The organism is Arthrobacter sp. P2b (assembly GCF_900168295.1).
Lineage (GTDB): Bacteria > Actinomycetota > Actinomycetes > Actinomycetales > Micrococcaceae > Arthrobacter.
The window spans coordinates 1-25,893 of sequence record NZ_FVZL01000019.1; the positions used below are offsets into that span (position 1 = coordinate 1).

General features: G+C 64.5%; 27 protein-coding genes. 14 read left to right on the forward strand and 13 right to left on the reverse strand.

What is annotated here, in order from left to right; translation table 11 throughout:
• The coding region (locus B5520_RS22540; protein WP_139386272.1) for an NAD-dependent epimerase/dehydratase family protein at nt 1-103 on the reverse strand (103 nt) is incomplete at its 3' end.
• A 64-nt stretch (nt 104-167) separates the two neighbouring features.
• Between B5520_RS22540 and rfbA the strand changes: the two genes are divergently transcribed.
• Entirely contained in the window at nt 168-1,073 is a 906-nt protein-coding gene (rfbA, locus tag B5520_RS19200; RefSeq protein WP_079598667.1) for a glucose-1-phosphate thymidylyltransferase RfbA, read from the forward strand.
• 75 nt (nt 1,074-1,148) lie between these two features.
• On the opposite strand, the gene galU is transcribed toward rfbA, so the two are convergent.
• The 9 genes from galU to B5520_RS19245 all read right to left on the reverse strand — a co-directional run bounded on the left by galU (nt 1,149) and on the right by B5520_RS19245 (nt 10,096).
• Nucleotides 1,149-2,039: a UTP--glucose-1-phosphate uridylyltransferase GalU gene (gene galU, locus B5520_RS19205; protein WP_079598668.1), complete on the reverse strand. Its 891-nt coding sequence runs from the start codon at nt 2,037-2,039 to the stop codon at nt 1,149-1,151.
• Between the two features lie 97 nt (nt 2,040-2,136).
• Nucleotides 2,137-2,925, reverse strand: a complete 789-nt coding sequence (locus B5520_RS19210) for an enoyl-CoA hydratase/isomerase family protein (RefSeq protein ID WP_079598669.1) — start codon at nt 2,923-2,925, stop codon at nt 2,137-2,139.
• Between the two features lie 118 nt (nt 2,926-3,043).
• Complete coding sequence (gene paaE / locus B5520_RS19215; protein ID WP_079598670.1) at nt 3,044-4,270, reverse strand: 1,2-phenylacetyl-CoA epoxidase subunit PaaE; 1,227 nt, start codon at nt 4,268-4,270, stop codon at nt 3,044-3,046.
• Nucleotides 4,271-4,279: 9 nt separating this feature from the next.
• Nucleotides 4,280-4,798 carry a 1,2-phenylacetyl-CoA epoxidase subunit PaaD gene (gene paaD, locus B5520_RS19220; protein ID WP_104443643.1) on the reverse strand — a complete coding sequence of 173 codons (519 nt, stop codon included), beginning with the start codon at nt 4,796-4,798 and terminating at the stop codon, nt 4,280-4,282.
• A gap of 8 nt (nt 4,799-4,806) precedes the next feature.
• A complete protein-coding gene (paaC, locus tag B5520_RS19225) occupies nt 4,807-5,724 on the reverse strand; it encodes a 1,2-phenylacetyl-CoA epoxidase subunit PaaC (protein ID WP_079598672.1) in 918 nt (305 codons plus the stop codon).
• Nucleotides 5,721-6,143, reverse strand: a complete 423-nt coding sequence (gene paaB, locus B5520_RS19230; protein ID WP_079598673.1) for a 1,2-phenylacetyl-CoA epoxidase subunit PaaB — start codon at nt 6,141-6,143, stop codon at nt 5,721-5,723. The genes paaC and paaB overlap by 4 nt, the downstream gene beginning before the upstream one ends.
• On the reverse strand, nt 6,140-7,132 hold the full coding sequence (gene paaA / locus B5520_RS19235) for a 1,2-phenylacetyl-CoA epoxidase subunit PaaA (protein WP_079598674.1): 993 nt from the start codon (nt 7,130-7,132) through the stop codon (nt 6,140-6,142). Before paaA ends, paaB begins: the two co-directional genes overlap by 4 nt.
• Nucleotides 7,133-8,019: 887 nt before the next feature.
• Entirely contained in the window at nt 8,020-8,904 is an 885-nt protein-coding gene (locus tag B5520_RS19240) for a hypothetical protein (protein WP_104443641.1), read from the reverse strand.
• 274 nt (nt 8,905-9,178) lie between these two features.
• Nucleotides 9,179-10,096 carry a hypothetical protein gene (locus tag B5520_RS19245; RefSeq protein WP_079598676.1) on the reverse strand — a complete coding sequence of 306 codons (918 nt, stop codon included), beginning with the start codon at nt 10,094-10,096 and terminating at the stop codon, nt 9,179-9,181.
• A gap of 152 nt (nt 10,097-10,248) precedes the next feature.
• Between B5520_RS19245 and B5520_RS19250 the strand changes: the two genes are divergently transcribed.
• The 8 genes from B5520_RS19250 to B5520_RS19285 all read left to right on the forward strand — a co-directional run bounded on the left by B5520_RS19250 (nt 10,249) and on the right by B5520_RS19285 (nt 18,670).
• Nucleotides 10,249-11,559, forward strand: coding sequence for an RNA polymerase factor sigma-54 (locus B5520_RS19250; RefSeq protein WP_176156924.1), 1,311 nt, complete (start codon nt 10,249-10,251; stop codon nt 11,557-11,559).
• A 188-nt stretch (nt 11,560-11,747) separates the two neighbouring features.
• Complete coding sequence (locus tag B5520_RS19255; protein WP_079598678.1) at nt 11,748-12,449, forward strand: hypothetical protein; 702 nt, start codon at nt 11,748-11,750, stop codon at nt 12,447-12,449.
• A gap of 36 nt (nt 12,450-12,485) precedes the next feature.
• A complete protein-coding gene (locus tag B5520_RS19260) occupies nt 12,486-13,238 on the forward strand; it encodes a hypothetical protein (RefSeq protein WP_079598679.1) in 753 nt (250 codons plus the stop codon).
• A 35-nt stretch (nt 13,239-13,273) separates the two neighbouring features.
• Nucleotides 13,274-14,596, forward strand: coding sequence for a hypothetical protein (locus B5520_RS19265; RefSeq protein ID WP_079598680.1), 1,323 nt, complete (start codon nt 13,274-13,276; stop codon nt 14,594-14,596).
• A gap of 203 nt (nt 14,597-14,799) precedes the next feature.
• Entirely contained in the window at nt 14,800-16,197 is a 1,398-nt protein-coding gene (locus B5520_RS19270) for a hypothetical protein (RefSeq protein ID WP_139386273.1), read from the forward strand.
• A gap of 9 nt (nt 16,198-16,206) precedes the next feature.
• Nucleotides 16,207-17,274 carry an aminotransferase class I/II-fold pyridoxal phosphate-dependent enzyme gene (locus B5520_RS19275; protein ID WP_079598682.1) on the forward strand — a complete coding sequence of 356 codons (1,068 nt, stop codon included), beginning with the start codon at nt 16,207-16,209 and terminating at the stop codon, nt 17,272-17,274.
• The gene (locus tag B5520_RS19280; protein WP_079598683.1) at nt 17,274-18,059 is read left to right on the forward strand and encodes an amidohydrolase family protein; all 786 of its coding nucleotides are present in this window, start codon (nt 17,274-17,276) and stop codon (nt 18,057-18,059) included. Before B5520_RS19275 ends, B5520_RS19280 begins: the two co-directional genes overlap by 1 nt.
• Nucleotides 18,056-18,670: a hypothetical protein gene (locus B5520_RS19285; RefSeq protein ID WP_079598684.1), complete on the forward strand. Its 615-nt coding sequence runs from the start codon at nt 18,056-18,058 to the stop codon at nt 18,668-18,670. The genes B5520_RS19280 and B5520_RS19285 overlap by 4 nt, the downstream gene beginning before the upstream one ends.
• Here B5520_RS19285 and B5520_RS19290 read toward each other — a convergent pair.
• Nucleotides 18,628-20,049, reverse strand: coding sequence for a sigma-54-dependent Fis family transcriptional regulator (locus B5520_RS19290; protein WP_079598685.1), 1,422 nt, complete (start codon nt 20,047-20,049; stop codon nt 18,628-18,630). The genes B5520_RS19285 and B5520_RS19290 overlap by 43 nt on opposite strands.
• Nucleotides 20,050-20,197: 148 nt before the next feature.
• On the opposite strand from B5520_RS19290, the gene B5520_RS23195 reads away from it, so the two are divergent.
• The 5 genes from B5520_RS23195 (at nt 20,198) to B5520_RS19315 (ending at nt 24,114) form a co-directional block, all read left to right on the forward strand.
• Complete coding sequence (locus B5520_RS23195; RefSeq protein ID WP_079598686.1) at nt 20,198-21,847, forward strand: helix-turn-helix domain-containing protein; 1,650 nt, start codon at nt 20,198-20,200, stop codon at nt 21,845-21,847.
• 86 nt (nt 21,848-21,933) lie between these two features.
• Nucleotides 21,934-22,482: a hypothetical protein gene (locus B5520_RS19300; RefSeq protein ID WP_079598687.1), complete on the forward strand. Its 549-nt coding sequence runs from the start codon at nt 21,934-21,936 to the stop codon at nt 22,480-22,482.
• A 32-nt stretch (nt 22,483-22,514) separates the two neighbouring features.
• On the forward strand, nt 22,515-22,883 hold the full coding sequence (locus tag B5520_RS19305) for a cupin domain-containing protein (protein WP_217700350.1): 369 nt from the start codon (nt 22,515-22,517) through the stop codon (nt 22,881-22,883).
• 298 nt (nt 22,884-23,181) lie between these two features.
• The gene (locus B5520_RS19310; RefSeq protein ID WP_079598688.1) at nt 23,182-23,790 is read left to right on the forward strand and encodes a flavodoxin family protein; all 609 of its coding nucleotides are present in this window, start codon (nt 23,182-23,184) and stop codon (nt 23,788-23,790) included.
• 126 nt (nt 23,791-23,916) lie between these two features.
• On the forward strand, nt 23,917-24,114 hold the full coding sequence (locus tag B5520_RS19315; RefSeq protein ID WP_079598689.1) for a DUF2795 domain-containing protein: 198 nt from the start codon (nt 23,917-23,919) through the stop codon (nt 24,112-24,114).
• A gap of 13 nt (nt 24,115-24,127) precedes the next feature.
• Here the strand turns inward: B5520_RS19315 and B5520_RS19320 are convergent, their stop codons facing one another.
• Both B5520_RS19320 and B5520_RS19325 read right to left on the reverse strand, forming a co-directional pair.
• Nucleotides 24,128-24,724 carry a hypothetical protein gene (locus B5520_RS19320; protein WP_139386274.1) on the reverse strand — a complete coding sequence of 199 codons (597 nt, stop codon included), beginning with the start codon at nt 24,722-24,724 and terminating at the stop codon, nt 24,128-24,130.
• Nucleotides 24,725-24,779: 55 nt separating this feature from the next.
• A complete protein-coding gene (locus B5520_RS19325; RefSeq protein WP_079598691.1) occupies nt 24,780-25,862 on the reverse strand; it encodes a Fic family protein in 1,083 nt (360 codons plus the stop codon).
• Between the last annotated feature and the right edge of the window lie 31 nt (nt 25,863-25,893).

The window sequence follows — 25,893 nt, forward strand, 5'->3', positions numbered from 1 at the left end:
GCTTGTCCAGAACGGTGACGTGGTCATCGGTGTTATCAAGTACGTAGTGGACGAAGTTGGAACCAATGAACCCGGCACCGCCGGTAACAAGAAGTTTTCGCATGACTCCTATGTTTTCACGGCGACTTAGATTTGGCGCAATTTGAAAAAGCGCCGAAAATGTTCTTATGCGCGGAATAATCCTCGCCGGGGGAACCGGTTCACGTCTTCATCCAATTACGCTCGGAATCAGCAAACAGCTTGTTCCGGTTTACGACAAGCCCATGATCTACTATCCGCTGTCCACGCTCATGCTGGCTGGAATCCGGGACATCCTGATTATCACCACGCCTCACGACGCTGACCAGTTCCAGCGCCTGCTTGGTGACGGTAGCCGGTTCGGCGTCAACCTCACTTACACACAGCAACCTTCCCCGGACGGCTTGGCGCAAGCTTTCGTCCTGGGTGCCGACCACATTGGTGACGGACCTGTTGCCTTGGTCCTGGGCGACAACATCTTTTACGGACGTGGAATGGGAACCCAGCTGCGCCGCTTCGAAAATATCGACGGCGGAGCAGTCTTCGGCTACCGAGTGGCTGATCCATCGGCATACGGCGTCGTGGAATTCGATGAAAGCGGGCGCGCCATCTCACTTGAAGAAAAGCCAGCAAAACCTAGGAGCCACTATGCGGTGCCCGGTCTGTATTTCTACGACAATGACGTGGTGCAAATTGCACGTGATTTGAAGCCGTCTGCAAGGGGCGAGTTGGAAATTACAGACGTCAATCGTGTCTATCTGGAACGCGGCAAACTGCAGGTGGAAATTCTTCCGCGCGGCACTGCTTGGCTGGACACCGGCACCTTCAATGATCTGAACGACGCCTCCGAGTTTGTCCGTACAGTCCAGCACCGCCAAGGACTGTCCATCGGTTGCCCGGAAGAGATTGCCTGGCGGCAGGGTTTCCTGACGGATGCTGAACTCCGTGAGCGAGCAGAGCCTCTGGCCAAGAGTGGCTACGGTAAGTACCTCTTGGAACTGTTGGCAGAGGACGCGGAGGCCGCCGCAAGGCGCCTCGAACTGGTTGCACCCTAGACCCAAAAGAACTGCTTAAATAGCAACGGCACTACCTCTGACTAGAGGCGGCGCCGTTGCTATTTCAGCTTAAAGTCAGTTTACGAAGGCCTTCATCCAGGTCTTCAGGTCCTCGCCAAATTCAACTCGTTCGGAGGCCAGCGTAATGACAGCCTTCAGGTAGCTCAGCTTGTCGCCCGTGTCGAAACGACGTCCCTTGAAAACAACGCCGTATACGCCGGAGCCTTCGCCCTCGCCTGCGGCCAGGGTCTGCAGCGCATCGGTCAGCTGGATCTCGTTGCCGCGTCCGGGCTCGGTGTTTTCCAAAACGCCGAACACGGACGGGTGCAGTACGTACCGGCCGATCACGGCCAGGTTGGACGGTGCGTCAGCGACGGCCGGCTTTTCCACCAGGCTGTTGACGCGCACGTAATCCTCGCCCTCAACGGCAGTGATGTCGGCGCAGCCGTAAGCGCTGATCTGCGACGGATCAACCTCAATTAGCGCGATCACGGATCCACCGGTCTTCTGCTGCACCTCGATCATGGTGGTCAGCAGGGACTCTGCCTCATCGATGAGATCATCGCCCAGCAGGACAGCAAAAGGCTCGTTGCCGACATGCTGGCTGGCGCACAGCACCGCGTGGCCCAGGCCCTTGGCCTCGCCTTGGCGGACGTAGTGGATAGGCCCGAGCTCGGAGGCATACTGTACCGACTCCAGCCTGTCCTTGTCACCCTTGAGCTCCAGGGCCCGCTCCAGGCCCGGCTCACGGTCAAAGTGGTCCTCGAGGGAGCGCTTGTTGCGCCCCGTGATCATCAGCAGGTCGGTAAGGCCGGACTTCACGGCTTCCTCCACGACGTACTGGATTGCCGGGCGGTCGACGACCGGCAGCATTTCCTTCGGCATTGCCTTGGTGGCGGGCAGGAAGCGAGTTCCCAATCCGGCAGCAGGAATGACGGCTTTGGTTATTGCTTTCCCCGTTGTCATAGGTGAACCTTACAAATTAGCGGCGAACAAAGGCAATTTGGTTTCGACAGGCTCAACCACCGTAAGGCGGCAGGCTCAACCACCGATATGGACAGACTCAACCACCAAAGCCGCTGAACTTCGGCTCACGCTTCTCCTGGAAAGCCCGGAAACCTTCTGCATAGTCCTGCGTTTTGCAGAGCCGCGCTTGCTCGGCGTTCTCCTCCTGCATGGCCTCCCACAGGCCCAGCCGCTGGTCGCGGATGTGCGCCACCAATTCCTTGCTGACGTTGAAGGCACCGGTGGCGCCGCGGGCCACGCGGCCCACAATCGCCCTGGTGTTCTCCAGCAACGAGTCCGCCGGCATAGCCCGGCTGAACAGCCCCTGGGCCACGGCCTCAGCACCGCTCATGAGCTCGGCCGTGTAGATCAGGTCCAATGTGCGGTGCATGCCCAGCCGCTCCGTGAAGTACCAGTGCCCGCCGGAATCCAGCGTGGCCCCCAGCTTGGCGAATGGCGACCCGAACTTCGCGTTCTCCGCCACATAGACCACGTCCGTGGCCAGCAGCAGCCCCAGCCCCACGCCCAGGCACGCGCCCTGGGCTGCGGCGAACGTGGGCGCGGGGAACGCCGCCATTTTCTTCAGCAGCGGCTCCACCAGCCCTCCCAGGTAGGCCGCCGCGTCGTCACTCTCCGGGGTCACGTTCTGAATGTCCCTGCCCGCGCAGAAGGCGCGGCCCTCTCCCCTCAGCAGCAGCGCCCGCACGTCACCGCGTGAGGCGGCGGCAGCAGCGTCGTCGTACGCCTGTGTTAAATCCTGGAGAGCCTGCTCGTCCAGCGAATTCAGCTTGTGCGGCGCGTTCAGAACAACCTCGGCGACGCCGTTGCTGATGGAGAGGGAGATCATACAATTCTCTTTTCTACTTGGGCTGGGTTTCGACAGGCTGATTTCGCTCCCCACCCGCACCCTAGCCTCGCAAGCTCGGCCAGGGAACCCTGCGGGCGTGGGCCCGGCTCAACCACCGTTAGACGTCGAAATCGACGGTGACTTCCTTGCTGGTGGGGTGGCTCTGGCAGGTCAGCACGTACCCCTTGTCCAGCTCATCCTGCTCCAGCGCGTAGTTTTCGTCCATGGTCACGCTGCCGGTGACCACCTTGGCCCGGCAGGTGCCGCACACTCCCCCGGCGCACGCGAACGGCACGTCCGGGCGGACCCGCAGCGCGGCGTTGAGGATGGACTCGCGGGCGTGCGTAGGGCTGGCCACCTCGCCCTGCAGGCCGTCCAGCTTGAACGTGATCTTGTACGTCTCCTTGGACTCGTCCACCACGACAGGACGGCCGGCGTGCCCCTCCGGGCGGTCCGGCTTGCCGGACGTGAACAGTTCGAACCGGATGTTCTCCGGCTTCACGCCGCGCTCGGCCAGGGTGTCCCGGCACAGCTGCACCAGCTCGAACGGCCCGCACAGGAACCACTCGTCCACGTCGTCCGCGTGGATGGCGGTGCCCAGCAGCTGCTGAAGCTTCCCGGCGTCGATCCTTCCGCTCAGCAGCGGCGCGATCCGCTGCTCGCGGGACAGCACGTGGTGGATGGCCAGCCGCTGCGGGTACTTGTCCTTGAGGTCCGCGAGCTCCTCCAGGAACATCACGTCCATGGCGGCCTTGTTGGCGTAGATCAGGTCGAACCGGGTGTCCGGGTTGGCGGCCAGCAGCGTGCGCGCGATGGCGATCACCGGGGTGATGCCGCTCCCGGCCGCGATGGCCACGAAGTTGCCCGGCTCGCCCGCCATGTCCTCCGGGTGGTTCATGGAGTTCATGACGTTCTGCTCCACCGTGGAGCCGTCCCGGCCGTGCTTGGACACAAACGCGCCCATGGGGCTCATGACGTCAAGCGTGTCCCCGGCCTTCAGCTCGGCGTTGGCCCAGGTGGAGAACAGCCCGCCCAGGTCCTTCTTCACAGCCACCCGGATCTCGCTGCTGCCGTCCTCGAAGCTGCGCGGCTCGGCGCAGATGGAGTAGCTGCGGCGCACCTCGTGCAGCTCGCCGGTCTCATCCGGCAGCTTGGTGCGCAGGGCCACGTACTGGCCGGGCAGGTAGTCGAACTGGCCGGCGAGCTCCGCCGGGACGTGGAAGGAGACCTCGATGGCGTCCTCGGTGAGCCGGCGCACCTCCTTGACGGCGAGCGTGTGGAAGGACGGACGACGGCGGCCGGCGGCCTGCGCCGACTCGGCGGCGGTCTGGCGGACAACAGGCATGGGGCTTCCTTACAGGACCTTGAAGTAGTCGAACGGTTCCTTGCAGTCCTGGCACACATACAGCGCCTTGCAGGAAGTGGAACCGAACCGGGTGAGTTCCCTGGTGTTCAGGCTTTGGCACTGCGGGCACTTGACGGCCAGGCTCAGGCGGACAGGGCCGTTGTGGCCCAGCCCTGCCTTGCCCGACGGCGGTGCGATGCCGTACTCCCGCAGCTTCGCTTTGCCCTCCTCGGTCATCCAGTCCGTGGTCCAGGCCGGGGCGAGGACCAGGTCCACGTGGACGTTGCTGTAGCCCTCTTTGGCGAACGCTGTCTGCAGGTCGTCGCGGATGGCATCCATGGCCGGGCAGCCCGAGTACGTGGGGGTGATGGTGATTCTTACGTCGTCTTCCGTCACCTGCACGTCGCGCAGGATCCCCAGGTCCGCGATGGTGAGCACCGGGATCTCCGGATCGCAGACGGTGGCGGCGATGTCCCACGCCTGCTGCCGCGGCGTCCGGGTCCTGGTCTCGAAGTCGGAGATGTACATGGCCGCGGTCACCACTTGGCTCCCGGGTACTCGCGGGCCAGGACCTGCATCTCGGCCAGGATGTAGCCCAGGTGCTCCGAGTGCTTGCCGAACCGTCCGCCGCCGGGGGCTGCCGGAACGTCCGGCACCTCCAGTTCGGCTTCTTTGAGGACATCGCCGGTCAGCCGGTCGAAGTCCTCCCTCAGGGTGGAAGGCGCGACGGCGGCGCCCGCCTCCGCGAGGCGGTTCGTCAGGTCATCGTCCTGGAACAGTTCGTTGACGTACGGCCACATCAGGCGCAGGCCGTGGATCATCCGGGTGCGCGACTCCTCGGTGCCGCCGGCCAGGCGCAGGATCCACTGGGCGCTGTGGTCCCGGTGGTAATCCACTTCTTTTACGGCCTTCGCGGCGATTGCTGCGAGCGTGGCGTCTTTTGATTCTGTGAGGCGGCGGTAGAGCTCGAACTGGTAGTAGCTCACGATGAACTGCCGTGCGATGGTCACCGCGAAGTCCCCGTTGGGCTGCTCGAACAGCTGGACGGAGCGAAACTCGTGCTCGCGGCGGAAGTAGGCGAGGTCATCCTCGGTTTTGTCCCAGGCGCCGCCGGCGTAGCTCAGGAAGGACCGGGCGTGGCCCAGCTGGTCCAGGGCGATGTTTCCCAGGGCCACGTCCTCCTCCAGCTCGGGTGCGCGGGAGATCCAGTGGCCCAGGCGCTGGGCGAGGATCAGGGCGTCGTCGCCCAGCCTCAGGGCGTACTCGGCTACGTCTTCTGTTGGCTCGGCCAGGCCGGTGCGGACCTCGAGGGCGATGTCCTCCGGGCGCAGCGCGTTGCCGGGGGTGATCCGGGTGGCGGAGGCGTTGGAGTCGCCACTGCCGGCTACACCGGTGGAGATGTCGCCGTGGCCGGTGGTCTCTGTTGCGTCGGTGTTTGTTCCGGGGGTGCTCACAGGTGCTTTACCCCTTCGCTCTTGGTGTAGTACGTGGCATGCCGGTAATCCTTGCCCTGCGGCGACTCGAAGAACGATCCCTTGGCGTCCGGGTCGCTCGCGGCGATGGCCTCGGCCGGGACAACCCAGATGGAGACACCCTCGTTGCGGCGGGTGTAGAGGTCGCGGGCATTGCGCAGGGCCATCGCGGCATCCGGTGCATGGAGGCTGCCGGCATGAACATGGCTCAGGCCGCGGCTCGACCGGACAAAAACCTCCCAGAGACCCCAGGCCCCGCGGTCATGGGTTTCGACAGGCTCAACCACCGGACGATCGTTGGTTGAGCTTGTCGAAACCACCGCCGGGCTCACCTTCTGCGCGTCGCGGTTGATCTCGGTGGCCGAGCTTGCGGGGACTTCCGGGTTGCCGTGGGGGCTCATGCTGCGTATTCCTTCGTCTTCTTTGACTGTTTTGCTGCGTAAGCGGCTGCTGCCTCGCGGACCCAGGCGCCGTCGTCGTGCGCTGCCCTCCGGCGCTCCAGGCGCTGGGCGTTGCAGGGGCCGCGGCCGGCGAGCACTTCCTGGAACTCGTGCCAGTCCAGCGGGCCGTGCTCCCACTTCCTGGTGTCCTCGTTGAAGCGGACCTGGTCATCCGGGAGGGTGAGGCCCAGGACCCGGACCTGCTCCACCATCATGCCCACGAAGCGGCTGCGGAGTTCGTCGTTGCTGAAGCGCTTGATGTTCCAGGCCATGGACTGCTTGGAGTTGGGCGAATCGTCGTCCGGCGGGCCGAACATCATCAGGGCCGGGGCGTACCAGCGGTTCACGGCGTCCTGGGCCATCTGCTTCTGCTCGGGGGTGCCGTTGGAGAGTTCCAGGAGGATCTCGAAGCCCTGGCGCTGGTGGAAGCTCTCCTCCTTGCAGATGCGGACCATGGCGCGGCCGTAGGGGCCGTAGGAGGCGCGGCACAGCGGGACCTGGTTGCAGATGGCGGCGCCGTCCACCAGCCAGCCGATGGCGCCCATGTCCGCCCAGGTGAGCGCGGGGTAGTTGAAGATGCTGGAGTAGCGGGCCTTGCCGGCGATGAGGTCGTCCATCATCTTGTCCCTTGTTTGGCCAAGGGTTTCGGCGGCGGAGTAGAGGTAGAGCCCGTGGCCGGCCTCGTCCTGGACCTTGGCCATGAGGATGGCCTTGCGCTTGAGGCTGGGGGCCCGTGAGATCCAGTTGGCCTCGGGCTGCATGCCGATGATCTCGGAGTGGGCGTGCTGGCTGATCTGGCGGAGCAGGGTCTTGCGGTAGGCCGCCGGCATCCAGTCCTTGGGCTCGATGCGTGAGTCCTCGGCCATGACGCGGTCGAAGTGGGCCTGGGCCTCAGCCTCCTCTTCCGGGGATAGCTCGGCGGGCACTGACTGCAGGTTCTGCGCTGCCATGGTTGCTCCTATGCAAAGACCTTCTGGGACGTGCGGAATTATTTACCGACCGTTCGTTCAGGATATGCGGAAGCGTTTGGGGCCGTCAAGCGGTGGGCGTGTCCCCTCCTCGCTGCTCCCCCTCTTCCCGACGCCCCATCACCTCCTGCGGGTTTTCCCCCGACGCTCTATCAGCTCCTGCAGGTTTTCCGGCAACGCTCTATCAGCTCCTGCAGTGGACAGGCCAGGCAGGAGGCTATGAGGCACTTTTGGTTGCAGATGCTGTCGGAGCCGCCGTAGTGGGTGGTGGTGAGGTGACGCTCGTCGTCGTCGATGGCGTGGGCGTGGGCGTGCCGGTTGTCGAAGTTGCGGAGGGCGATGTTGACGTTGTGGCCGTAGAAACCGGAGTGGGCGCAACAGTCTTCTTCGTGGGAGTGGCAGAACCGGACGCGGCTTCAAGAGGGACTGAAATCTTTTTCGTGGGTTTGCTGGGCGCGCTCTTGTTGGTAACTGCCACGTCCAGGGTGACGTCCCGCGGGCCACCGGCCAACCATTCGCCGCGCACAATGCATGTCCTGCCCGGCTTCACGCCTTCCGGGCACGTGTTCACAATTATCCGGAATGTTGTGTTGCCGCCCAGCCCGACATCCGGCACCAGGTCTTCGCTGGTGTCATTCACAATTTCGAAGGATTCAATAGTGCCGGCTCTAACAATCGGGCTTCCCGCACCGGGCTCAATGAGCCAGTCGTCACCGCCAATCCTTACCCGGTGAGTTACGGAAACAGGCGTGGATTCAGTACCGCCGTTTAGGGATGGCTCGCCGTTTGTAGGTGGCCCGCCACACGCACAAAGGGAAGCCAATGCAATGCATGAAAGGGCTGCGGCCTTGGAATGAAGCTTCATCGACTTATCCCTCTCCCGGTTCGAATTCGACCCGGTATTCCGGGCTCTCCTCCAGAACGATCGCGGCGCCGGCATCACGGGACCAGTTGGCGGGCAGCAGGAAATACTTGTTGGAACTGAGCGTGACGAATTTGAGTCCGGTGTATTTGAAGCCGTACTTTGAGCCGGGAACGGATACTTTCTCCTCCACCACCGAGCTTCCGAGGGCGAGCGAATGCACACTGTAGACCGTCACCGACGGACGCCTGCTCAACTCCCGCTCGTAATCCCTGGACCTGCCCGTGCCCAATGCTCCCGCATATAAAGAGCAAGCCCAAAAGAGGGCCACAACCACCAGGAGGACCACGGAAACGTACCCAAGTTTCTCCCACATCGGCAGGCGCCTGAGCCTTTGGTCCCCCAGCGCGGTCCTTCGAAGGGCCCAGAAAGCGTATGCGCTGACTGCGATTCCACCACCAAGCGCACCGGGCTCAAAGAGAAAAGGTGTCCTGAACGGGGGCTCTTCGAAGATGGTCCACACTCCGAGGGATGTGAAAAATATTCCTGCGAGCAGCACGAACCCGGCGGCCAATTGAACATAACCGAGCCCAACGCCGCGCCGGATGATACTCCGTGTAACGGCATGAATCGCAACGCCCACAATGCTTACGAGCAGGAGGAGGATCGCCGGAACGATCAGGGCATCAGCACTGCGAAGAAGATAATCCACCGTGGAATATTCCAGGACGCTTTGGTCAATGCCGAAGTACGCAGTTCGTGTGGCCGTCATTGTCCAGCCGAACCAAAACGAAAGTGCGGTGGCCACGGTGGTGAGGGGCGCAATGATGGCAAACCATTGCAGGACAGAGTGGCTCAGGTCAGCACCGCTGCTGCTGGGCGCCTTGCTCATCCGTGAAGTACGCACGGAACGGGACGAAGGGGCGTGAAACCCTCGGCTCAAATGTGTGCGCGGCGTGCTTCGCGGGACTCTACCCGACTTCACTAGCCGCCTCCTCAGCCTAGGGACGAGCCGGCTCAGGACTACATCCCGGAACCTCCTCAAAACTCGAGGTGGTCCCTTTCCATCAGGACACAACGGGCGTTACTGCGGCGTTACCCACCCTTCCGTCCGTAAGCCAGGAGTGGCAAGCACAGCGTGTGCGTCTGCTCGTTCCCGCCACTGGCTACTTCTTCTTGCCCTTGTCCTTTTTCTTTTTGCTTGGTTCTTCCACGGACCGGCTTGGTTGCCCAAACTGATCCTGGATCCACTTTCGGAACCCTGCGACACCCGCCGCAAGGGTGCCCGCAATCGCAACGAGGAGAAGCCACTGGGTCTCTAACCAGAACGCCAACTGCTCGAGTAAAGTGCCGCGAACTTTTACTTCTGTAACGATGGTTGCCTCACTGGTGTCCGCATAACTGGAATCGCCGCTACCCTGCGTGTACAGCAGTCCGCCGTTTGCTCCCGCTGTCAGAACAGCGGGCCGAATAACCAGACGAAGTTCCTGATCGACAGGCTTGTCGGCAGAGACTGACCATGACCACTCAGCGACACCCAAAGGAGTAAAGTCCTGGCTCACCCACTCCTCTGAGTTGTCCACTCGCATAAAATCCCCCACGGCAACCAACTTCGCGGCGACTGTGCACCTGACGGCTATTTGCTCAGAACCAGACTTACCGGCGACGACGATTACTTCATCGGCAGGCAACGGGTCTTCGCGGACATCCACGGCTGCGTTATACGTAACCGACTCATTAACCGAGATCGATAGTTCCTTCGGATAGTCAACCTGACCGGTCCGCCAGCGGTTTACGCCGCTTTCACAATCGCGTTGAAAGTTCTCGACGGCAGCGGATTCTGGTAGATGTTGAGGCGGCTGAGATCCTGGTTCAGATGGAGAAAACTGGGGCCTCAGGCTCTCGAAATCCTGCCAATCGAGATCCGATGAGTCAGGGGCGACCCCCAACACTTTGTCGGAGGATCTGTCCGAAGGCGTAAAGTGCATGTCGAAGTACAAGAACAGGCAAGCCAGCGCGATTAGCGCACCGACCCAGGCTGTCGCCGCGAAGATCCACTTCGGAGTGGAACCCCTTCCCGTCACGCAAACAGTGTAGGTCCCGTTACCTGACTTGTCCCCGTCCAGTGCCTACCCGAGTTTCGGTACGGCCGTTGGCCGTTGGGCGCCGGCGCATGGGCGTCAATCACGCCAGTGGCTCCCTTTCGGCGTGCCTCATTGCAGGGCTAACCTGTGGCATGGTCAGCGGAGCGTCCGGCCAAGGCCTGGAACTGCAGGTAGGTCCCCAGGCTGAACTGCGCACCTTGCCCGGCTTACTGAACGCAATGGGCATGCTGGCCATGACACATCAGGAAGTAGCGGAGGCCACCGAACGCTCGCTGGCCGAAAACCCTGTGCTGGAGCGGATGGACGGCCACCCCTGCCCCGGCTGCGGCCGCCATGTCTCCTCCGGCACCTGCCACCGTTGCAGGGGAAAAGGGACAGCCCCGCAGTTCCAGGACGGGGCCGAATCGGGGGTAGATCCCTTCCGCACGCTGGAGGCCGATGCCGGGCTGGAAGTCCGATCAGACTGCCGGCAGGCCCTCGAATCCGTGATGGCCCACCTGACTCCGCGCGGAATCCTTGACGCCGGTCCGGAAGAGATCGCCCGGCTTCACGGCCTCAGGGACCAACAGGTCCAGGAAGCCCTCCGCGCACTCCGGGCGGTGGGTCCGCCCGGTATCGCATCCACCAGTGTCACCGGACTGCTGGCGGCCCAGGCTGAAGCGCTGGTTGAGGCCGGCGAGGTGCCTGGCTGGCTCCCCCGCCTGGTCAGCGAGCACTTAGCCGACCTCGCCGCGGGAAGTACCGCCGCCGTCGTACGTGCCATGGGACTCACCGAACAGCAGGTATTGGCGGGACTGGCCGTCATCAAGGACCGGCTGCGGCCGTTCGCCGCAGTAGAGACAAGCACCACGGACGCCGCCGCGCCCACAGCTGACGTCTTCCTGTACCGCAGGCCGGACGGGTCGCTCGAAGTAGAGGTACCGGCGAGCGTTTGGTTCGGACTGCACGTAGTGGACTTGTCGCTAGGTCTGCGGGCTTCAACCGACGCGAAGCAATGGCTGGCAGAACACGAAGTCGCTGCCCAGCGGCTGATTTACCAGATCGACCGCCGAGCCAACGCACTTCTGCGCATCACCGAATGCGCCCTAACCCATCAGAAGGACTTCCTGGACCACGGCCGCAGCCACCACCATCCCCTCACCCGCACGGCAGTAGCGCAGGAAATCGGGCTGCATCCCTCCACCGTCAGCAGGGCGGTCAGCGGCAAGCGGCTGCGGCTGCCCTCCGGAGCCGTCGCTGATCTGTCCTGTCTCTTCGGCAAAGGGCAGGCGTCGCGGGCAGCGCTGGAGGAGCTTATCGCAGCCGCGCCCGGCACGATGTCTGATGAAAAGCTTCGCGCAGAACTCGCCCGCCACGGCTTCGAGATTGCCCGGCGGACCGTGAACAAGTACCGCCGTTCCCTCCGCCCGGACGGCCAAGCCGGGTCCAGCCCGTTTCATTAGCCGCGAACCCTCTTTCGCAAGGGCGAAGGCCGCTTCGGCAGCGCCCCCTCCAAGAGCCGGAAAACCGGCGCGTTCCCGCTGGGACCAGCACCCGAACCAGTTGGCACGAATTGTGCAGTAGGAGGGTATGCGGTGTTCCGCGAGGGTGTCCCCCAAGGCACCCGCAAGACTCCGGGAAGGAAATACTCATGCACGACATCGACAGGGCACTTTTTGAGGGCCAGGACGAAGGCACCTGGGGCGAGGTGATGGACGAAGAATCCGGCTACTCGTTCGAGGGCGAACAGTCACCGTTCCAGGCCGAAGACTCCTACGAAAACGACGAGATGTGGGGCGAGACTGACGGCGAAACGGACGAGCTGGCCCTCGCCGCCGAGCTGCTGGCCGTCACCGACGAAGGGGAACTCGACCAGTTCCTGGGAAGCCTGGCCAGGAGGGCGGTCTCCGCCGCAAAGGACTTCGCCGGATCTTCGGCTGGCAAAGCCGTGGGCAACATCCTGAAATCGGCGGCCCGGAAGGCCCTGCCGCAGCTCGGCCAGGCGGTGGGCAACTACATCGTCCCCGGGGCAGGCGGGCAGGCCGGCCAGCGCGTGGGCCAGTGGCTTGGGACGAAGTTCGAGTCCGGGCTCCAGCTGGAAGGCCTCTCCGCCGAGGACCGCGACCTGGAAACGGCCCGGGCCTTTGTCCGCTTTGCCACCTCAACCGCCCAGCGCGCCGCCGCCATGCCCAAGAGCGTTCCCGCTCCCCTGGCCGCACAGAAGGCGGCCACCGCAGCCGCCCGCCAGCACCTGCCAGGTCTCCTCAAAAGCCCAGGCAAGTCCGGGTCCCCTGCAGAAAGCGGTCGCTGGATCCGCCGCGGCCGCAACATCGTGATCCTCAACGCCAGATAACCACCCGGCTTCAATCCCACCCCAAAGGACAGTGACATGAGCACCAACTACTACGAAAACGAATCCGCTTTCCCCTGGCAGCAGGAAGACGAGGACGAAGGAAACTTCAACGGCTACGAAGGCGAACAGGACAACGAGGAAAACCTTGAGTCCGAGCTGGCCATGGAGCTCCTGAGCATCACGTCCGAGGAAGAACTGGACCAGTTCCTCGGCAAGCTCGCCCGCAGCGTGGTGAAAGGCGCGTCCAGGTTCATCAAGTCCCCCATCGGCAAAGCACTCGGAGGCGCCCTGAAATCGGTGGCCAAGAAGGCGCTGCCCATTGTGGGAGGTGCCATCGGCTCCTTCGTGGCTCCCGGCGTCGGGACGGCCATTGGCAGCAAGCTCGGCTCCCTGGCTGGCGGGCTGCTGGAAGCCGAGGAGATGGAGTCGATGGACGAGATGGAAGCCGAGGAAGAGGCTGCCCGGCGGTACGTCCGGTTCGCCCGTGCGTCCTACCGCAACGCCGCGCGGACGCCTGTCTCCGTGCCGCCGGGTGCCGCGGCACGTGCAGCAGCCACCGCCGCGGCCCGCCGGTACGCGCCGTCCCTGCTGCGCGCCCGCCAGGCCGCGCGGCGCCGTCCCCGCGGCGGCACCCGGATCTACGGCGACCAGTATGCCGGCGCCACGTGGGGCGCGCCCGACGAAGGCTGGGACAGCCAGTCCGACGGCGGCAACGGCACCTCGAACGGCAACGCCGACGAGGGCCGGTGGATCCGCCGCGACGGACGCGTCATCCTCCTGGGCGTGTGATCCGGCACCGGGGAGGCGAAGGGTAGGCGATCGGCATGGACACGAGAACCATCAGCACGGGGCTGATTGAGAGCGAGGCGACCGGCCTCCTGTCCCGCCTGGACCAGATCAAGCCCTTCGTCATGCACGAAACCATGGTCCTCGCCGCTGCCCTGCCCCGCGACGCCCAGCTCCTGATCGAGCGTTTCCTCCACACCGGGCGCAACGAACTCCGCCTGCAGCTCGCCGACTTTCTTGACTGGCTGCACGGGGACGGACAGGTGGCCTCCGCCGCCGAACAGCAGCGCCGGTTTGTCCTCATCCGCCTCCAGTTCAACGTGGTCCTGGCCCAGTTCGACCTCTTCACCGAGGTGGTCACCCAGCGCAGTGAACACGCCACCGGCGTCTGGCTGTCCGGGCTGGACATCCTGGCGCAGGATGCGCTGCGGCTTGAAACGTCCGACGACGGCGACACCAGGCTGGTGGTCTACCTCGCCAGGGGTGCGGGTGCGGCAATCCGCCGGGCGAAAACCCGGCTTCCGGGCGGCAAGCCGAACCCGGTGGGGATCATCCGGCTTCCCCGGGAGCGGATGATCGGCAGCGGGATTGCCTCTTCGCTGGTCCACGAAGTGGGGCACCAGGGCGCCGCGCAGCTGGAGCTGGTCCAGTCCCTGCGCGCGGAGATCGAGCGGCGCGCGGCCCGTGATCCGGACGGGGGCTGGCAGGTGTGGTCCCAGTGGATCAGCGAAATCGTGGCGGACATGTGGTCCGTTGCCACCGTGGGCATCACGTCCACCATCGGGCTCCTGGCGGTGGTCAGCCTTCCGCGGTATTTCGTGTTCCGCCCCAGCGGCACGGATCCGCACCCGATGCCCTACCTGAGGGTGCTGATTTCCTCGGCTCTGGGGAACGCCCTGTACCCGCATCCCCAGTGGCGGGAACTCGCCACGGTGTGGAAGGCGATGTATCCGCTCGCGGGGCTTCCGGCCGCGCACGCGTCCTGGATCCGGAACTGCGAGGCCCATATCGGGGATCTCGTGGATCTGCTCATTCATCACCGCGCCCCTCTGGCGGAAGGCCGCGAACTCGGCACCATCTTTCCACTCAAGGAGCGCCAGCCTGGCCGGTTGCTGCGGCTTCACGAGGCGTGGGACAGCGACTTCGGCGTGATGGCCCGCCAGCGTCCGGCCCTGGTGTTCGCCGTCCTGGGCCAAGCCAAGGCGGCCGGACGCATCTCAGCAGAGGAGGAAAGTTCGCAGCTCTCCTCGCTGCTCACAGCCTGGGCGGTCCGGGACAGCCTGGACGTTCTGGGCACGCCTGCTCCTGCCCGGGTCCGCACAACCCAAACTTTCGCTACAACAGCACTAACTAGGAGATAGCCATGGAATTTACTCGACGGCCCATAAATCCTGTATACGCCGGACAGGAGGTTGCCCTGCGGTTCGATCTGAGGGATTCAGAGTCAGCTGGAACCTTCGAATTTCAAGTAGTTCCGGCGGGCGGAGGCAACCCAATTCCCATAGATGAAGGCAAAGGAGGTGCCGTCCGTCGGACCTTGGCAGAGGGAGAAGGCTTCGAGCGGATGGTCTTGATCCCCGATCCAGGTACATACGAGGTCCAATTCCGTCGCATCAACGAGGTAGAGGCGGGCAAAAAGGCAGAGATCGGTAAGGCAACCTGGGAAACCCTGGATACCTTCACGGTTAAGCGCAAGGAGACCGCGCCGATTGTCAGGGTGGCTCTGGAACCAAATGCAAAGCCCGGCAGCACCCATGCGCATTTGTGGAACTTCATCCAGAACGTGACAAAGAACAGTCGATTCGAGCGCTTTGCCGGGTATGCCCAACAAAACGCACAGGAACTTAGGGACTTCACGCGGTACGGATCATTAACGTACGAACAGCTGCATGAACTGGCAACAGATTTCGTGACCGAGTCAGCCTTGGGGAATACGTTCGCCCGGTCTTCCCAGTCAGGGAACCTCGAATGGAAACCCGCAAACGGCTCGAGGGAAGCAATAGAGGGCTCATATGTCAGCCAGGAGCGGGGCGACCAGGCGGAACCATTCCCGCCCGGGTTTCCTGCGGGACAAGACTACCCTTTGAAGCTCGTGCCGTTTACGGAGCTCATTTACGTTTACTGGCTGGAGGAAGGCATGTTGTTCCAGTCGCTGAACAGGATCCTTGCCCGCTTCCAGAACCGCCGTGTGCCGATGGGCGGGGATCCACTTTCCCGGCTGGCGGTCAGCCCGCTCCTGCCCCTGCGGGGACTCCTGTGGGGGCTCGCAGAATCAGAAAAGGACCGGCTGTCCCTGCGGCGCCGGGCCGCCGAGTATGAGTACCAGTACGGCCTGAAACTGATCGGCCGCGCCATACCGCCGGGCGAACTGATGGTGGAGCGGCGGACGCAATTCCTCGGAGCCTTCCACAGCCTGCTTCACGATTGCCATCACTACTACAAGGAGCACAACGACAAGACCGTGGATGCGGACGCTTTCCCACTTCTCAGCAGCCTGCGGGAGCTTCACCTGGTCTTGGCCTATGGGGCGAATAACCAGTTCGCCGACATGTCCGTGACAGCCCGCATCGAAACCATGGAAGTGCAATGGATGCTTGCCCAGCCGGAAATGCGTGAGTTCCTGGGTGGCCGCACCATGGTTCCCTATGACGAAGACTGGATGGACAGGGTAGACGCCATGAAGTCGATCCAGGGCTGGTCCGACGCAAGCATCACACACTTCTATGACCTGGCCGTCCACGGCGAGCAACTGCTTCTGTCCGTCCGGCACGGACGCTGGAACGAGTCCGACATGGAAGGCGATGACGCCGAGAACTGGGCCATCAAGTGGAAGCCGTCTGTCCAGCGCTACATCCACGCCTACAGGGCAGTCACGGGAGTGGACCTCAGCGAGCGCGTGGACACCACCATGCCGTCCACGCTGTTGCAGCGCCGGCTGGCCCGGAAGCTCGTGCGGTACTGAGGAACGGACGTGTCCACCGCAATGGCCGGGACACCAGGTGCAGCGGACTTCACGTCCGCCCTGTTCCTGGGCCAGCGCCACCCCAGCGCCGTTGTACCGCCCTGGACCGAGCTCACTACCGGGGTCCCGGCAGTCCTGCGCGAACTGCCGGCGGCCACGGAGCTCGCCTGGGCCGTGGCCGCGCAGCAACACGCCGGCTCCGGGCTGGTTGCGAGATCGGCCCTGCACGGGATGATGGACATCCTGCAGGTGCTCCCCCAGCCCGGTGACCTGCTCCTGGTCGATGCGGGCGCCTACCCGCTGACCCAATGGGCCTGCCGGGCGGCCGCCGCCCGCGGCGTGCGAGTGGTGACGTTCCCGCATTTCCGGCCTCCCGCCGTCGTACCTCAAACCAGGACGTGGCTGGTGACCGACGGCTGGTGCCAGGGGTGCGGCCGTTCCGCCCCGCTCGGAGCCATGCAAACACTCGTCGGGAAGACCGGCGGGCGGGTGGTCGTCGATGACTCCCTGGCGTTCGGTGTGCTGGGTCAGCGGGCCGCCGAGGCCAGTTTTGGGGACGGGTCCGGCGCGGTGCGATGGCAGGGACTGAAGCACGACGGCGTGGTGTGGCTGGGCTCCCTGGCCAAGGCGTACGGAACCCCCGTCACGGTCATCACCGGGGACCGGCCGACGATCACCAGGCTCGCCCGGCATGGCGGCAACCGCCTGCACAGCAGTCCGCCCTCGGCAGCGGACCTGGGCGCCGGCCTCAGCGCTGTGCGGGACAGCCGTATGCCACGGCTGCGGGACCGGCTGTGGCGGCTTACGCGCTGGCTGCGGCAGGCTTTTGGCAATCTTGGGCTTCCGCCGCTGGGGCTGCCGTTCCCCATTGTGGGGACCCGATTGGACTCGCTTCAGCTGGCACGGCGGTGGCGTTCAATGCTGGTGGCGCGGGGTGTCCAGGTCCTGGTTCAGCTGCCCCGCTGCCAGCCGGGTGCGCTGTTGTCCGCCGTGGTGCGGGCCGACCACCCGCAGGCGGACCTTGACCGGCTGGTCCGGGGCCTCGCCGCCTTAACCCAGGACAGGCGCGCTGCCTGATGATTGTGGACTCACACGTGCACGTGGGGACCGCCGGAGTTCCCCTGGGCCCTGCTGACCCGGAATCTTCCTTTGCCTTGTGGCGGAGCCGCGCGGCCGCCGTCGGAATTCGCAAGGCCGTCCTGATGGCGGCGCCGGTGGGAACCTATGCGGCAGCCAACCGCGTGGTGGCTGATCTGGCCGGGCAGGAACCTGGTACATGGCTTTGGTACGTGTTCGTCAATCCCGCTGCGGACCGGGGACGGGTGGGCGCGCTGGTGGCCGCTGCCCACTCGCGGGGTGCCTGCGGGATCAAGGTGCACTGGTCCGACGGGATCGCCACGGACGAGGTAGCCCGTGCGGCATCCCGTTTCAGGATGCCGGTGCTGTTCGACCCCCGCGGGGAGGTGCAGATTGTGACGCACCTGGCCGGGCGGCACCCCGATGTTCCCTGGATCGTGCCGCATCTGTCCTCCTTTGCGGACGACTGGCGGGCGCAGAAGCGGCTGATCAACGCGCTGGTGCGGGTGCCCAACATCTTTACCGATACATCCGGGGTGCGGTACTACGACCTGCTGGAGGAGGCCGTTGCCCGGGCGGGGGCGCACAAGGTGCTCTACGGCAGCGACGGGCCCTACCTGCATCCGGCGCCGGAACTCGCCAAAATTTTTGCCCTTGGCCTTGGTCCCGAAGACCGGGAGCTTGTCCTGGGCGGCAACGTATTGCGGCTGACCAGGCCGGCAATCAGGGGTTTCCACATCCGCCGGAAACCCAGTGATACCAGGAGGGAAGAAGCATGGCTATGACAGGATCAGGAACCATCACGGGCCCGGGGCTTGCCGAAATCAAGCCGGAGAGTCCGGAAGGCATCCGGGCAGGGTTGTCCCAATTGCGGGACTACGTGTGGCAAAGCGAATATGCGCGGGGCAGGAAGCCGTCACCGCGAGCGGCGAAGGGTGCGGGCAAACGGGCATCATGGATCATCGGCCAAGAGCCGGACCGCCAGGCGATCTGGCTCATCACGTACCTTCCGTTGCCGGACCGGCGCGCACCGTCGCACGTGCGCGTTTTCGCCTATGAGGTGAGGCGGGAAAATCTGCCGGAAGTGGGCCGGCTTCCACCCACCAAAGATCTGCTGAAGCCCCGCCGTGTTCTCAGCGACATCAGGCTCAAAAAATTTATCCCCTTTCCGTCACCTGAGAAGCAGCCGGACATGTTCGGGCTTGCCGTCGAAGACCTTGTGCGCAAGGAATTCGGCAAGGTTTACAAGCGCACCAACTACCGGGGACGGCTGCCGGGCCGGCGGGGCCCGGATGTCCTGTGGCGTGAACTGGAGGACCTCTTCCGCGAACTCGCCTATGAGACCGGTGACGCCTACTGGCGGGAAGTGGCTGACGAGTTGTCCGTCGAATATTGACGCTCCTCGTCGTGGCCCGTCTTCCGGGCCTGCCGCTGCTGGACTGCCCGGTCCGTGAGCCCGAGCATCGCGGCAGCCGCGTGCACATTCCCGCCGCTCTGCTGCAGGGCAACGTCCACCGCGATTTCCGCCGCGCGTTCCTTGATCTCCCGCAGGCCAAGGCCCGCGTCCACTGCCCGGGCCACCGCCCTGGTGAGCGGATCGACGGCACTGGCAGGGCCGCCGTCGTTCGTGTCCTGACACTGTTGCAATGCCTCGAAAGCCTTCATAGAGGTGGGCCGGTCCTCGCGGGGAAGGTCGCCCGGGGTGATGGCTCCAGGACCCACGTGTCGGGCGGCGATCCGGAATGCCAGCTGCCGGAGGTCCCTGAGGTTGCCCGGGTAGGTCCGGCGGAGCAGGACGTCCTGGACGGTGGTGTCCACCTCTGGATCTGTGCGGGCACCGCTGGCTTCGCGGCAGAAGCGCGCGAAGAGGCAGAGAATGTCCTCGATCCGCTCCCGCAGCGGCGGCATGGTGACCACCGAGGCCGCAATGCGGTGGTACAGGTCGGTACGGAAACTGCCGGCAGCGACTTCCTTGGAGAGATCCCGGTTCGTGGCACAGATCAGCCGGAACTTGCTGCGCAGCCACCTGTCGCCTCCCACTCGCTTATAGGCACCCTCCTGGACCACGCGCAGCAGTTCTGGCTGAAGGTCGAGCGGAAGCTCGCCCACCTCGTCAAGGAACAGGGACCCCTGGTCCGCGCCTGAGCAGGCACCCGTCCGGACGCTCACCGCACCCGTGAAAGCACCGCGTTCGTGCCCGAAGAGTTCGCTGCCCATGAGGGTGGGAACAATGGTGGTGCAGTCGACTGTGACCAGATTTCCTGGCTGCAGGCTTACCGCGTGGGCAACCCGTGCAGCCAGCTCCTTACCGGTCCCGGTTTCACCCTGGATCAGTATGGGTGCCTGGCCAAAACGCGCCGCCACCACCAGGTCCCGCAGTGCCGATCTCAATACCGGACTTTGTCCGGTCAACTTTTCACGGACCTCAACGGAGTCAAGGACCGCCTCAACATCTTCAACGCGCTGCATCCACGCCGAAATCGCTGCTACCTGGCTATGCCAGGTGATGCATTCCGCCGCCCCCTCCTCCAGCACCGGCCACGGTTTCAGCTTGCCGTCCGGCGGACCAATGACAAGCACCCGGCACCTGTTGTACTCGGCCGCCCCCAGCGCCGCCTTCAGGTTCTGTGAGTCCGCTGCGGACAGGATGATGCCAGTGGCTGATCCGCCCACCGGAGCATCTACTGTTTCCGTGACCAGGTTTGCCGTGCGAAGTTCTGTGATGGCCTCCCGAGCCCAGGCCTGCCCGCCACTGAGGTCAATCACCCAAGGCATGGCACCTCCTCGCAGTTCACCTGCCCAATCGGGATACGGATGCGAGGAAGCTGACCATTCGGCCCGTTACAGCGCCGTTACTGGGTGCAGGGACTCGGAATAACCAGTGCACCTAGGAAGCCGTCGACGGGAAGAGCACAATGAGTTCATGGTCGTTGCCTCAGCCCCTGAAGGCCTTGTGGAGGGTGAGCGTCTGCTCGCTTCGACGGACTGGGCGGCGGCGGCTTCGGCTTTCGAGTCAGTACTGGCCGTCAACGATGAACCAGCAGCCCACGACGGCTTGGGTCGCGCGCTGTGGTGGCTCCGCGACGCTGACCGGGCAATCGCCGAGCGGACACTGGCCTACGCGGGCTTTCGCCGTTCGGGGCAGAATTCCCGGGCCTTCAAGGCTGCCGTATGGCTGGCGCGCGAATACGCCGAGGCGTTGGGCAACGAAGCGGCCAGCCGGGGTTGGTTCGCACGCGCCGAGGGCCTCGCGTCCCGCCTGCCCGACGGCGCCGAGACCGGCTGGTTGGCTGTGACGCACGGGCTGCTGCAGGCCGATCCTGCAACTGCCAGGGAAGATGCCCGGACGGCATTACAAGCTGCGCGCGGCGCTGATGATCCGGAACTCGAGGCAACCGCGCTGGCGCTGCTCGGCCTGGGGATGATAGCGGCCGGTGACGTACCGGAAGGGATGACCCTCGTTGACGAGGCGATGGTGGTGGTCACGGCCGGCGAACTTCGCGACAGGATGGTTTTCGGCGACGTGTGCTGCATGGTCACGCGGGCCAGCGAAGAGTCCTGCGACGTCTCCCGGCTCAGCCAATGGAACACAACCGTCATGCATTTCATGGAGCGGACCGGGCACCCCGCGCTGATGGAATTCTGCGGGACTTGCTGTGCCGAGATCCTCCTTGCTTCCGGCAACATCGCCAGCGCCGAGGGCTGGCTTATCAAGACGCTGCGTGAGCTGGACCAGGCCGGCCACCGCGCACGGTGCGTTCACCCGGCAGCGAAACTGGCTGAACTGCGTCTGCTCCAAGGCCGGGTGGAGGAGGCCGGCAGATTGCTCGCGGGCTTTGAGGACCGCCCGGATGCATTGCTCGCGACGGCGGCCGTCCGGCTGGCTGCCGGAGACACAGCCGTTGCGGCGGCCCTGCTGCACCGGCGGATCCATCACGTGGCAGGCGGGCTCCTCGCCGTCCCGCTGCTGGCGCTGCTTGCCGAAGTGGAGCTGGCACAGGGCAACCCCGGCCAAGCACAGGAAACGTCCAGGCGCCTCGACGGAATTGCGGCCGAAACCCGCTGGCCCCGGGCATTGGCCACCGCACACCTCACGGCCGGCCGCGTAACGGCCGCCGGCGGGGACACGTCCTCGGCCCGTTCACGGCTGGACTCCGCGATTGAGATCTTTGGCGAGCTGAAAATGCCGCTGGAGGCCGCGCGGGCACGCCTGTCCATGGCCGAGGCCCTGCGCGATTCGGACCCTGAGGTTGCCGTGCACGACGCCGAGCGGGCCCTGGCCGCGTTCGACGAGGCGGGCGCGGCGGCCATGGCTGACAAGGCAGCAGCCCTGCTGCGGGCACTCGGCGGTCCAGCCCGGACCGGCCCGAAGGCGCTCGGACTGCTGTCCCGGCGCGAGCGCGAAGTACTCAGGCTGCTCGCCGAAGCCTTGACGAATGCCGAGATCGCCGACCGCCTGTTCATCAGCACCAAGACCGCCGAGCACCATGTCAGCAACATCCTCGCCAAGCTGCACCTGCGCAGCCGCGGCGAAGCAGGCGCGTTCGCCCTGCGGCACTTCCCCACTGAATAGGGCGGTAAATGGGGGACTCCCCCCATCCTCTCCTCCCGTCGTCGTCCCATCCTTGAAGTATCCCGACGACATTCAGGAGGTGCAGGATGAAACGGCAACAAACGGCGGGCAACGTCCTCAAACATGAGATCGCCGTGACCGTCCGGGAACACACCACCGCCCCCTCCCCTGTTGTTTTCGATGTCCTGGCCAATCTGACCGGGCACATGCAATGGGGAGGAGCCGAGGCCTCGACGCTTCTGTCCATGGAAGCCCCTGAGGGGCAGGCAACGGCGGGAACGGAATTCATTTCCACGGCCGAGGACGGCACGTGCCGGATGACGGACTCCTCCGTGGTCACCGAGGCCGTCCGGCCCGTGAGGTTCGAACGGGTCACCGAATCGGCTGTGGCCTCAAAGAGAAACGGGACGACGGCGGACTGGCTCCTGGTTCATCGCTACGACATCGAAGCGGACGGGAACCATAGCGACGTCACCTACACATGCCGGCTCGTCCGGGCGAGCGGACTGCCGGGCCTGCTGGCCCTGTACGGAATCCCGGTGCTCAGGTCACTGGCCCGGCTTGAGTGGGCACGGGCAAGCGGGGCAGGACTGCGGCGGCTTACCGCAGCGGCGGAAACCTCGGCGCAGGGATAAGCCAGCGCCGGACTCAAGGAAGGAAAAGGACAATGGCAAAGCTATCGATTGATGACCAGACCGCACGGGTGGAACGGATGACCGGCTACGAAGGCCGCTACCGGGAGACGGACGGCTACACCATCGCTTTCGAAAAATTCGAAGAGGGAGGCGACTTTACGCCGTTCTACAAGGGATTGCCGGATGACCGGTGCCAAAGCCACCACTGGGGATACGTCGTGAAGGGCCGGCTCACCATGCACATGCCCGACGGCGACGAGATCGTGGAAGCCGGGGAGGCGTACTACACACCTCCGGGCCATACCGACGAACTCGATCCCGGAACCGTGCTGGTGGAGTTCAGCCCCACGGAGGAACTGGCCCGGACCCTGGCGGTGGTAGGGCAGAACATCGAGGGTTAGGCGGTAACCCGCCCGGGCTTGCTCCGGTTTTTAGCGGCGGTTCCGCGGCGGGCGCGGATGGGCAGTGGGGGCCTGCCGAGCCTTCCTGGCCTGCATGACCCGCTTGAAGATGACGGGAAGCAAAGCGAAGAGCAGTTTCTTCATGGCGTCTGTCCTTTGGTTGGTAGGGGCGACTGGTTAGATAGTAAGCACACTTGCTATCTGTTCGGCAATGGCCTCTGCGAATTCGGCCAGTCCCTCCGGCCGTTCGCCGCGAATCACTGACACCGATAAAACCGACCAGGAAGAAGGACAAATCATGGCTGACCTCACCGCGCTTGCACTCATTTGCTCCCTGACTCCGTCGCCGGAGCCGTCCAGCAGCGAGCTGCTGGCCCGCCACGTGCTGGACGAACTCGCCACCCACGGCGTCAGCGGGACGTCGCTGCGGATCGTGGACCACAACGTGATGCCGGGAGTGCAGATCAGCATGGGCGACGGCGACGCCTGGCCGGGGATCCGCGACAAGATCCTCGCCGCTGACATCCTGGTCCTCGCCACACCGATCTGGATGGGGCACCCGAGCAGCATCACCCAGCGCGTGATCGAGCGGCTCGATGCCGACCTTTCCGAGACTGATGATGCGGGCCGGCCGATCATGTACGGAAAAGTCGCGATCGTTGCCGTGGTGGGCAACGAGGACGGGGCACACAAGACCGTGGCGGACACACAGCAGGCATTGAACGACGTCGGGTTCACCCTGCCTGCGCAGGGCGCCACGTACTGGGTGGGCGAGGCGATGCAGACCGTGGACTACAAAGACCTGGACACCGTCCCCGAAAAGGTCGCTTCCGCCACTGCAGGAGCCGCCCGCAACGCCGCCCACCTTGCCCGGGCCCTGGCCCAGGCGCCCTACCCGGCAGGGTGAGGGCCGTCGTCGGACGCCCCCCTTTCGCCGCGGAGCGTCCATGCCTAGGATGAACTCCTGTGCGGCCCGACGCGCCAGCGGAGGAGCCCCGGACACCAGAGCTGACAACGAAAGGGAACCGACACCATGGCCGACACTCCGAACCCGATCCAGATCCAGAAGTTCCTGGGCGGCGTGGACTACCCCGCGAGCCGCGATGCGCTGCTGTCCAAGGCAAAGGACTCCGGCGCGGACAACAACGTGATTCAGGCCCTTGAGGCCATCCCCGACAAGGAGTACGACAGCCCAACGGCCGTCAGCTCAGCGGTTTCCGACAGCAACTGAACAGCGGCAGAAGTCATCTGGTGACGAGTTCGTTGCCGTAGCCGGAATCGCACTCGCCGTCGTGGATGACGCCGTCCCCCTCGGCCACCACGTAGTTGTCCGCAGGGTCGAAGACCGCTGTCTGCACGCCCGTGACTTCCCTGGTGCAGCGGCGGGCAAACTCCGCGCCGTCATCCTCGCCGCCGATCCAGATGTCCAGCCAAATGGAGGCGTCCCCGAACTCATCCGCCCCGGTGTGGCACGGACCTTCCTCGGGCGCGTCACCGTCCCCGCAGGTGTCCTCCACGACGAAGTACCGGCGCACGTTCGGCAGGTAGATGCGGGTCCCGGCTGGGTAGTCAAGAACGTCCTTCCCCGTCTCCTTTGAATGCCCGACGGCGATGGTCACCGGATCCTCGTAGGTTCCGGTCCCGCCGGCCGTCTTATGCAGGACCGGGTGGCTGATGATGGGTGAGCCCGGAGGGGTGTTGTCGAACCAGGTGTAGGCCGTGATGTACACCTGCTCACCCACCGTGTCCTCTGGAGGTGGCGGGGGCTCCTGGTTTGTACACGCGCCGGCAGCCAGAACCAACGCGAGCACGCCTGCCAGCGGAATGACTCGTCGGCCCATGCGGCACCCCCTGTCTCGCAGTTAGGGATGAACATAACACCCCTACCTGTGAGGCTCAGCCGCGGCCGCGCCTCCCGGAGCGCGCGGCAAATGCATCCAGCGCGTCCAGGATCTCGTCGCTTTTCCAGTGCCGGCCGCGCTTGAACTTGTCAAAGCCCTGCACCACGCCCGCTTCCTCCAAGACCTGCATCTGGCGCCAGATCGTCGGCCCCGATAGTCCCAACCGGTCTTCCAACAGCTTGGCGTTGACAACAGGCTGGCGGGCCAACAGGTCGGCAATCTTCCACGCGGCAGCGTCCTTGCGGGCCTTGATGACGTCCTTCCACCGGGCCCTTGCCGCGGTGATGTCTCCGGCGAGCCGGCGGCCGTTGTCAATAGCACGGAACGTGGCTTCCGAGGTGAGCAGGATGATCCCGTCGGGGTCCCCTTTTCGGTAAGCGGTCAGTGCATCGTGGTATTCCCTGACGTGATTCAGCAGCCCGGCCGAGACTGGGACGGTCACCGCCCTTGTGAGGCCCTTGTTCCGCAACATGGCGTGCATCAGCGCCCGGCCGGTCCTGCCATTGCCGTCGGTAAAAGGGTGGATAGTTTCAAACTGGGCATGGGCGATTGCCGCTTGGGACAGGACCTGGACATCGTTCCGCCCGGCATAGGCCATGAGATCGTCCATGAGTGCCGGCACGCGCCTGGCATCGGGAGCGACGAAGTCCGCTCCTACCGGACTCGAACTGGACCTGCCGATCCAGACAGGCTCACTACGCCAGATACCCGCGCCCTTCGGGTCGGCATGCTTCATGAGTGCCCTGTGCATTTCCAGGACGGCTGCCGTATCCAAAGCATCAGCGGCGGCAAGGGCAGCGTTCATGGCCGCCACGTTGTCCACAACCAGGGTGGCGTTTCGCTTGGAGTCGTCCCCAAGCACTGCCATCTCGATGCTCCGGGCGTTGGCGGTCACATTTTCGATCTGGGATGAGGAGACTGATTCGGTCCGCAGCAGGATGGCCGAAAACGGCGCGATGCCGGAACCGAACTCGTGGTCAAAGTCGCGGATGGCCAACGCCGCATCTTCGGCCGCAGCCGTCACTTCACTCGAGGCGATATAGACGTTGTCCCTAATGAAGGACGGGATCGCTGCCATCCCCAACTATTTCACTTATGGGTAGAACTGA

What these genes read in the sequence shown, in the direction of transcription:
- rfbA (WP_079598667.1), top strand. Translation starts at nt 168, where the DNA reads ATGCGCGGAATAATCCTCGCCGGGGGAACCGGTTCACGTCTTCATCCA.
- galU (WP_079598668.1), bottom strand. Translation starts at nt 2,039, where the DNA reads ATGACAACGGGGAAAGCAATAACCAAAGCCGTCATTCCTGCTGCCGGA.
- B5520_RS19210 (WP_079598669.1), bottom strand. Translation starts at nt 2,925, where the DNA reads ATGATCTCCCTCTCCATCAGCAACGGCGTCGCCGAGGTTGTTCTGAAC.
- paaE (WP_079598670.1), bottom strand. Translation starts at nt 4,270, where the DNA reads ATGCCTGTTGTCCGCCAGACCGCCGCCGAGTCGGCGCAGGCCGCCGGC.
- paaD (WP_104443643.1), bottom strand. Translation starts at nt 4,798, where the DNA reads ATGTACATCTCCGACTTCGAGACCAGGACCCGGACGCCGCGGCAGCAG.
- paaB (WP_079598673.1), bottom strand. Translation starts at nt 6,143, where the DNA reads ATGAGCCCCCACGGCAACCCGGAAGTCCCCGCAAGCTCGGCCACCGAG.
- paaA (WP_079598674.1), bottom strand. Translation starts at nt 7,132, where the DNA reads ATGGCAGCGCAGAACCTGCAGTCAGTGCCCGCCGAGCTATCCCCGGAA.
- B5520_RS19240 (WP_104443641.1), bottom strand. Translation starts at nt 8,904, where the DNA reads ATGAGCAAGGCGCCCAGCAGCAGCGGTGCTGACCTGAGCCACTCTGTC.
- B5520_RS19250 (WP_176156924.1), top strand. Translation starts at nt 10,249, where the DNA reads ATGGTCAGCGGAGCGTCCGGCCAAGGCCTGGAACTGCAGGTAGGTCCC.
- B5520_RS19255 (WP_079598678.1), top strand. Translation starts at nt 11,748, where the DNA reads ATGCACGACATCGACAGGGCACTTTTTGAGGGCCAGGACGAAGGCACC.
- B5520_RS19260 (WP_079598679.1), top strand. Translation starts at nt 12,486, where the DNA reads ATGAGCACCAACTACTACGAAAACGAATCCGCTTTCCCCTGGCAGCAG.
- B5520_RS19265 (WP_079598680.1), top strand. Translation starts at nt 13,274, where the DNA reads ATGGACACGAGAACCATCAGCACGGGGCTGATTGAGAGCGAGGCGACC.
- B5520_RS19270 (WP_139386273.1), top strand. Translation starts at nt 14,800, where the DNA reads ATGGTCTTGATCCCCGATCCAGGTACATACGAGGTCCAATTCCGTCGC.
- B5520_RS19280 (WP_079598683.1), top strand. Translation starts at nt 17,274, where the DNA reads ATGATTGTGGACTCACACGTGCACGTGGGGACCGCCGGAGTTCCCCTG.
- B5520_RS19285 (WP_079598684.1), top strand. Translation starts at nt 18,056, where the DNA reads ATGACAGGATCAGGAACCATCACGGGCCCGGGGCTTGCCGAAATCAAG.
- B5520_RS19290 (WP_079598685.1), bottom strand. Translation starts at nt 20,049, where the DNA reads ATGCCTTGGGTGATTGACCTCAGTGGCGGGCAGGCCTGGGCTCGGGAG.
- B5520_RS23195 (WP_079598686.1), top strand. Translation starts at nt 20,198, where the DNA reads ATGGTCGTTGCCTCAGCCCCTGAAGGCCTTGTGGAGGGTGAGCGTCTG.
- B5520_RS19300 (WP_079598687.1), top strand. Translation starts at nt 21,934, where the DNA reads ATGAAACGGCAACAAACGGCGGGCAACGTCCTCAAACATGAGATCGCC.
- B5520_RS19305 (WP_217700350.1), top strand. Translation starts at nt 22,515, where the DNA reads ATGGCAAAGCTATCGATTGATGACCAGACCGCACGGGTGGAACGGATG.
- B5520_RS19310 (WP_079598688.1), top strand. Translation starts at nt 23,182, where the DNA reads ATGGCTGACCTCACCGCGCTTGCACTCATTTGCTCCCTGACTCCGTCG.
- B5520_RS19315 (WP_079598689.1), top strand. Translation starts at nt 23,917, where the DNA reads ATGGCCGACACTCCGAACCCGATCCAGATCCAGAAGTTCCTGGGCGGC.
- B5520_RS19320 (WP_139386274.1), bottom strand. Translation starts at nt 24,724, where the DNA reads ATGGGCCGACGAGTCATTCCGCTGGCAGGCGTGCTCGCGTTGGTTCTG.
- B5520_RS19325 (WP_079598691.1), bottom strand. Translation starts at nt 25,862, where the DNA reads ATGGCAGCGATCCCGTCCTTCATTAGGGACAACGTCTATATCGCCTCG.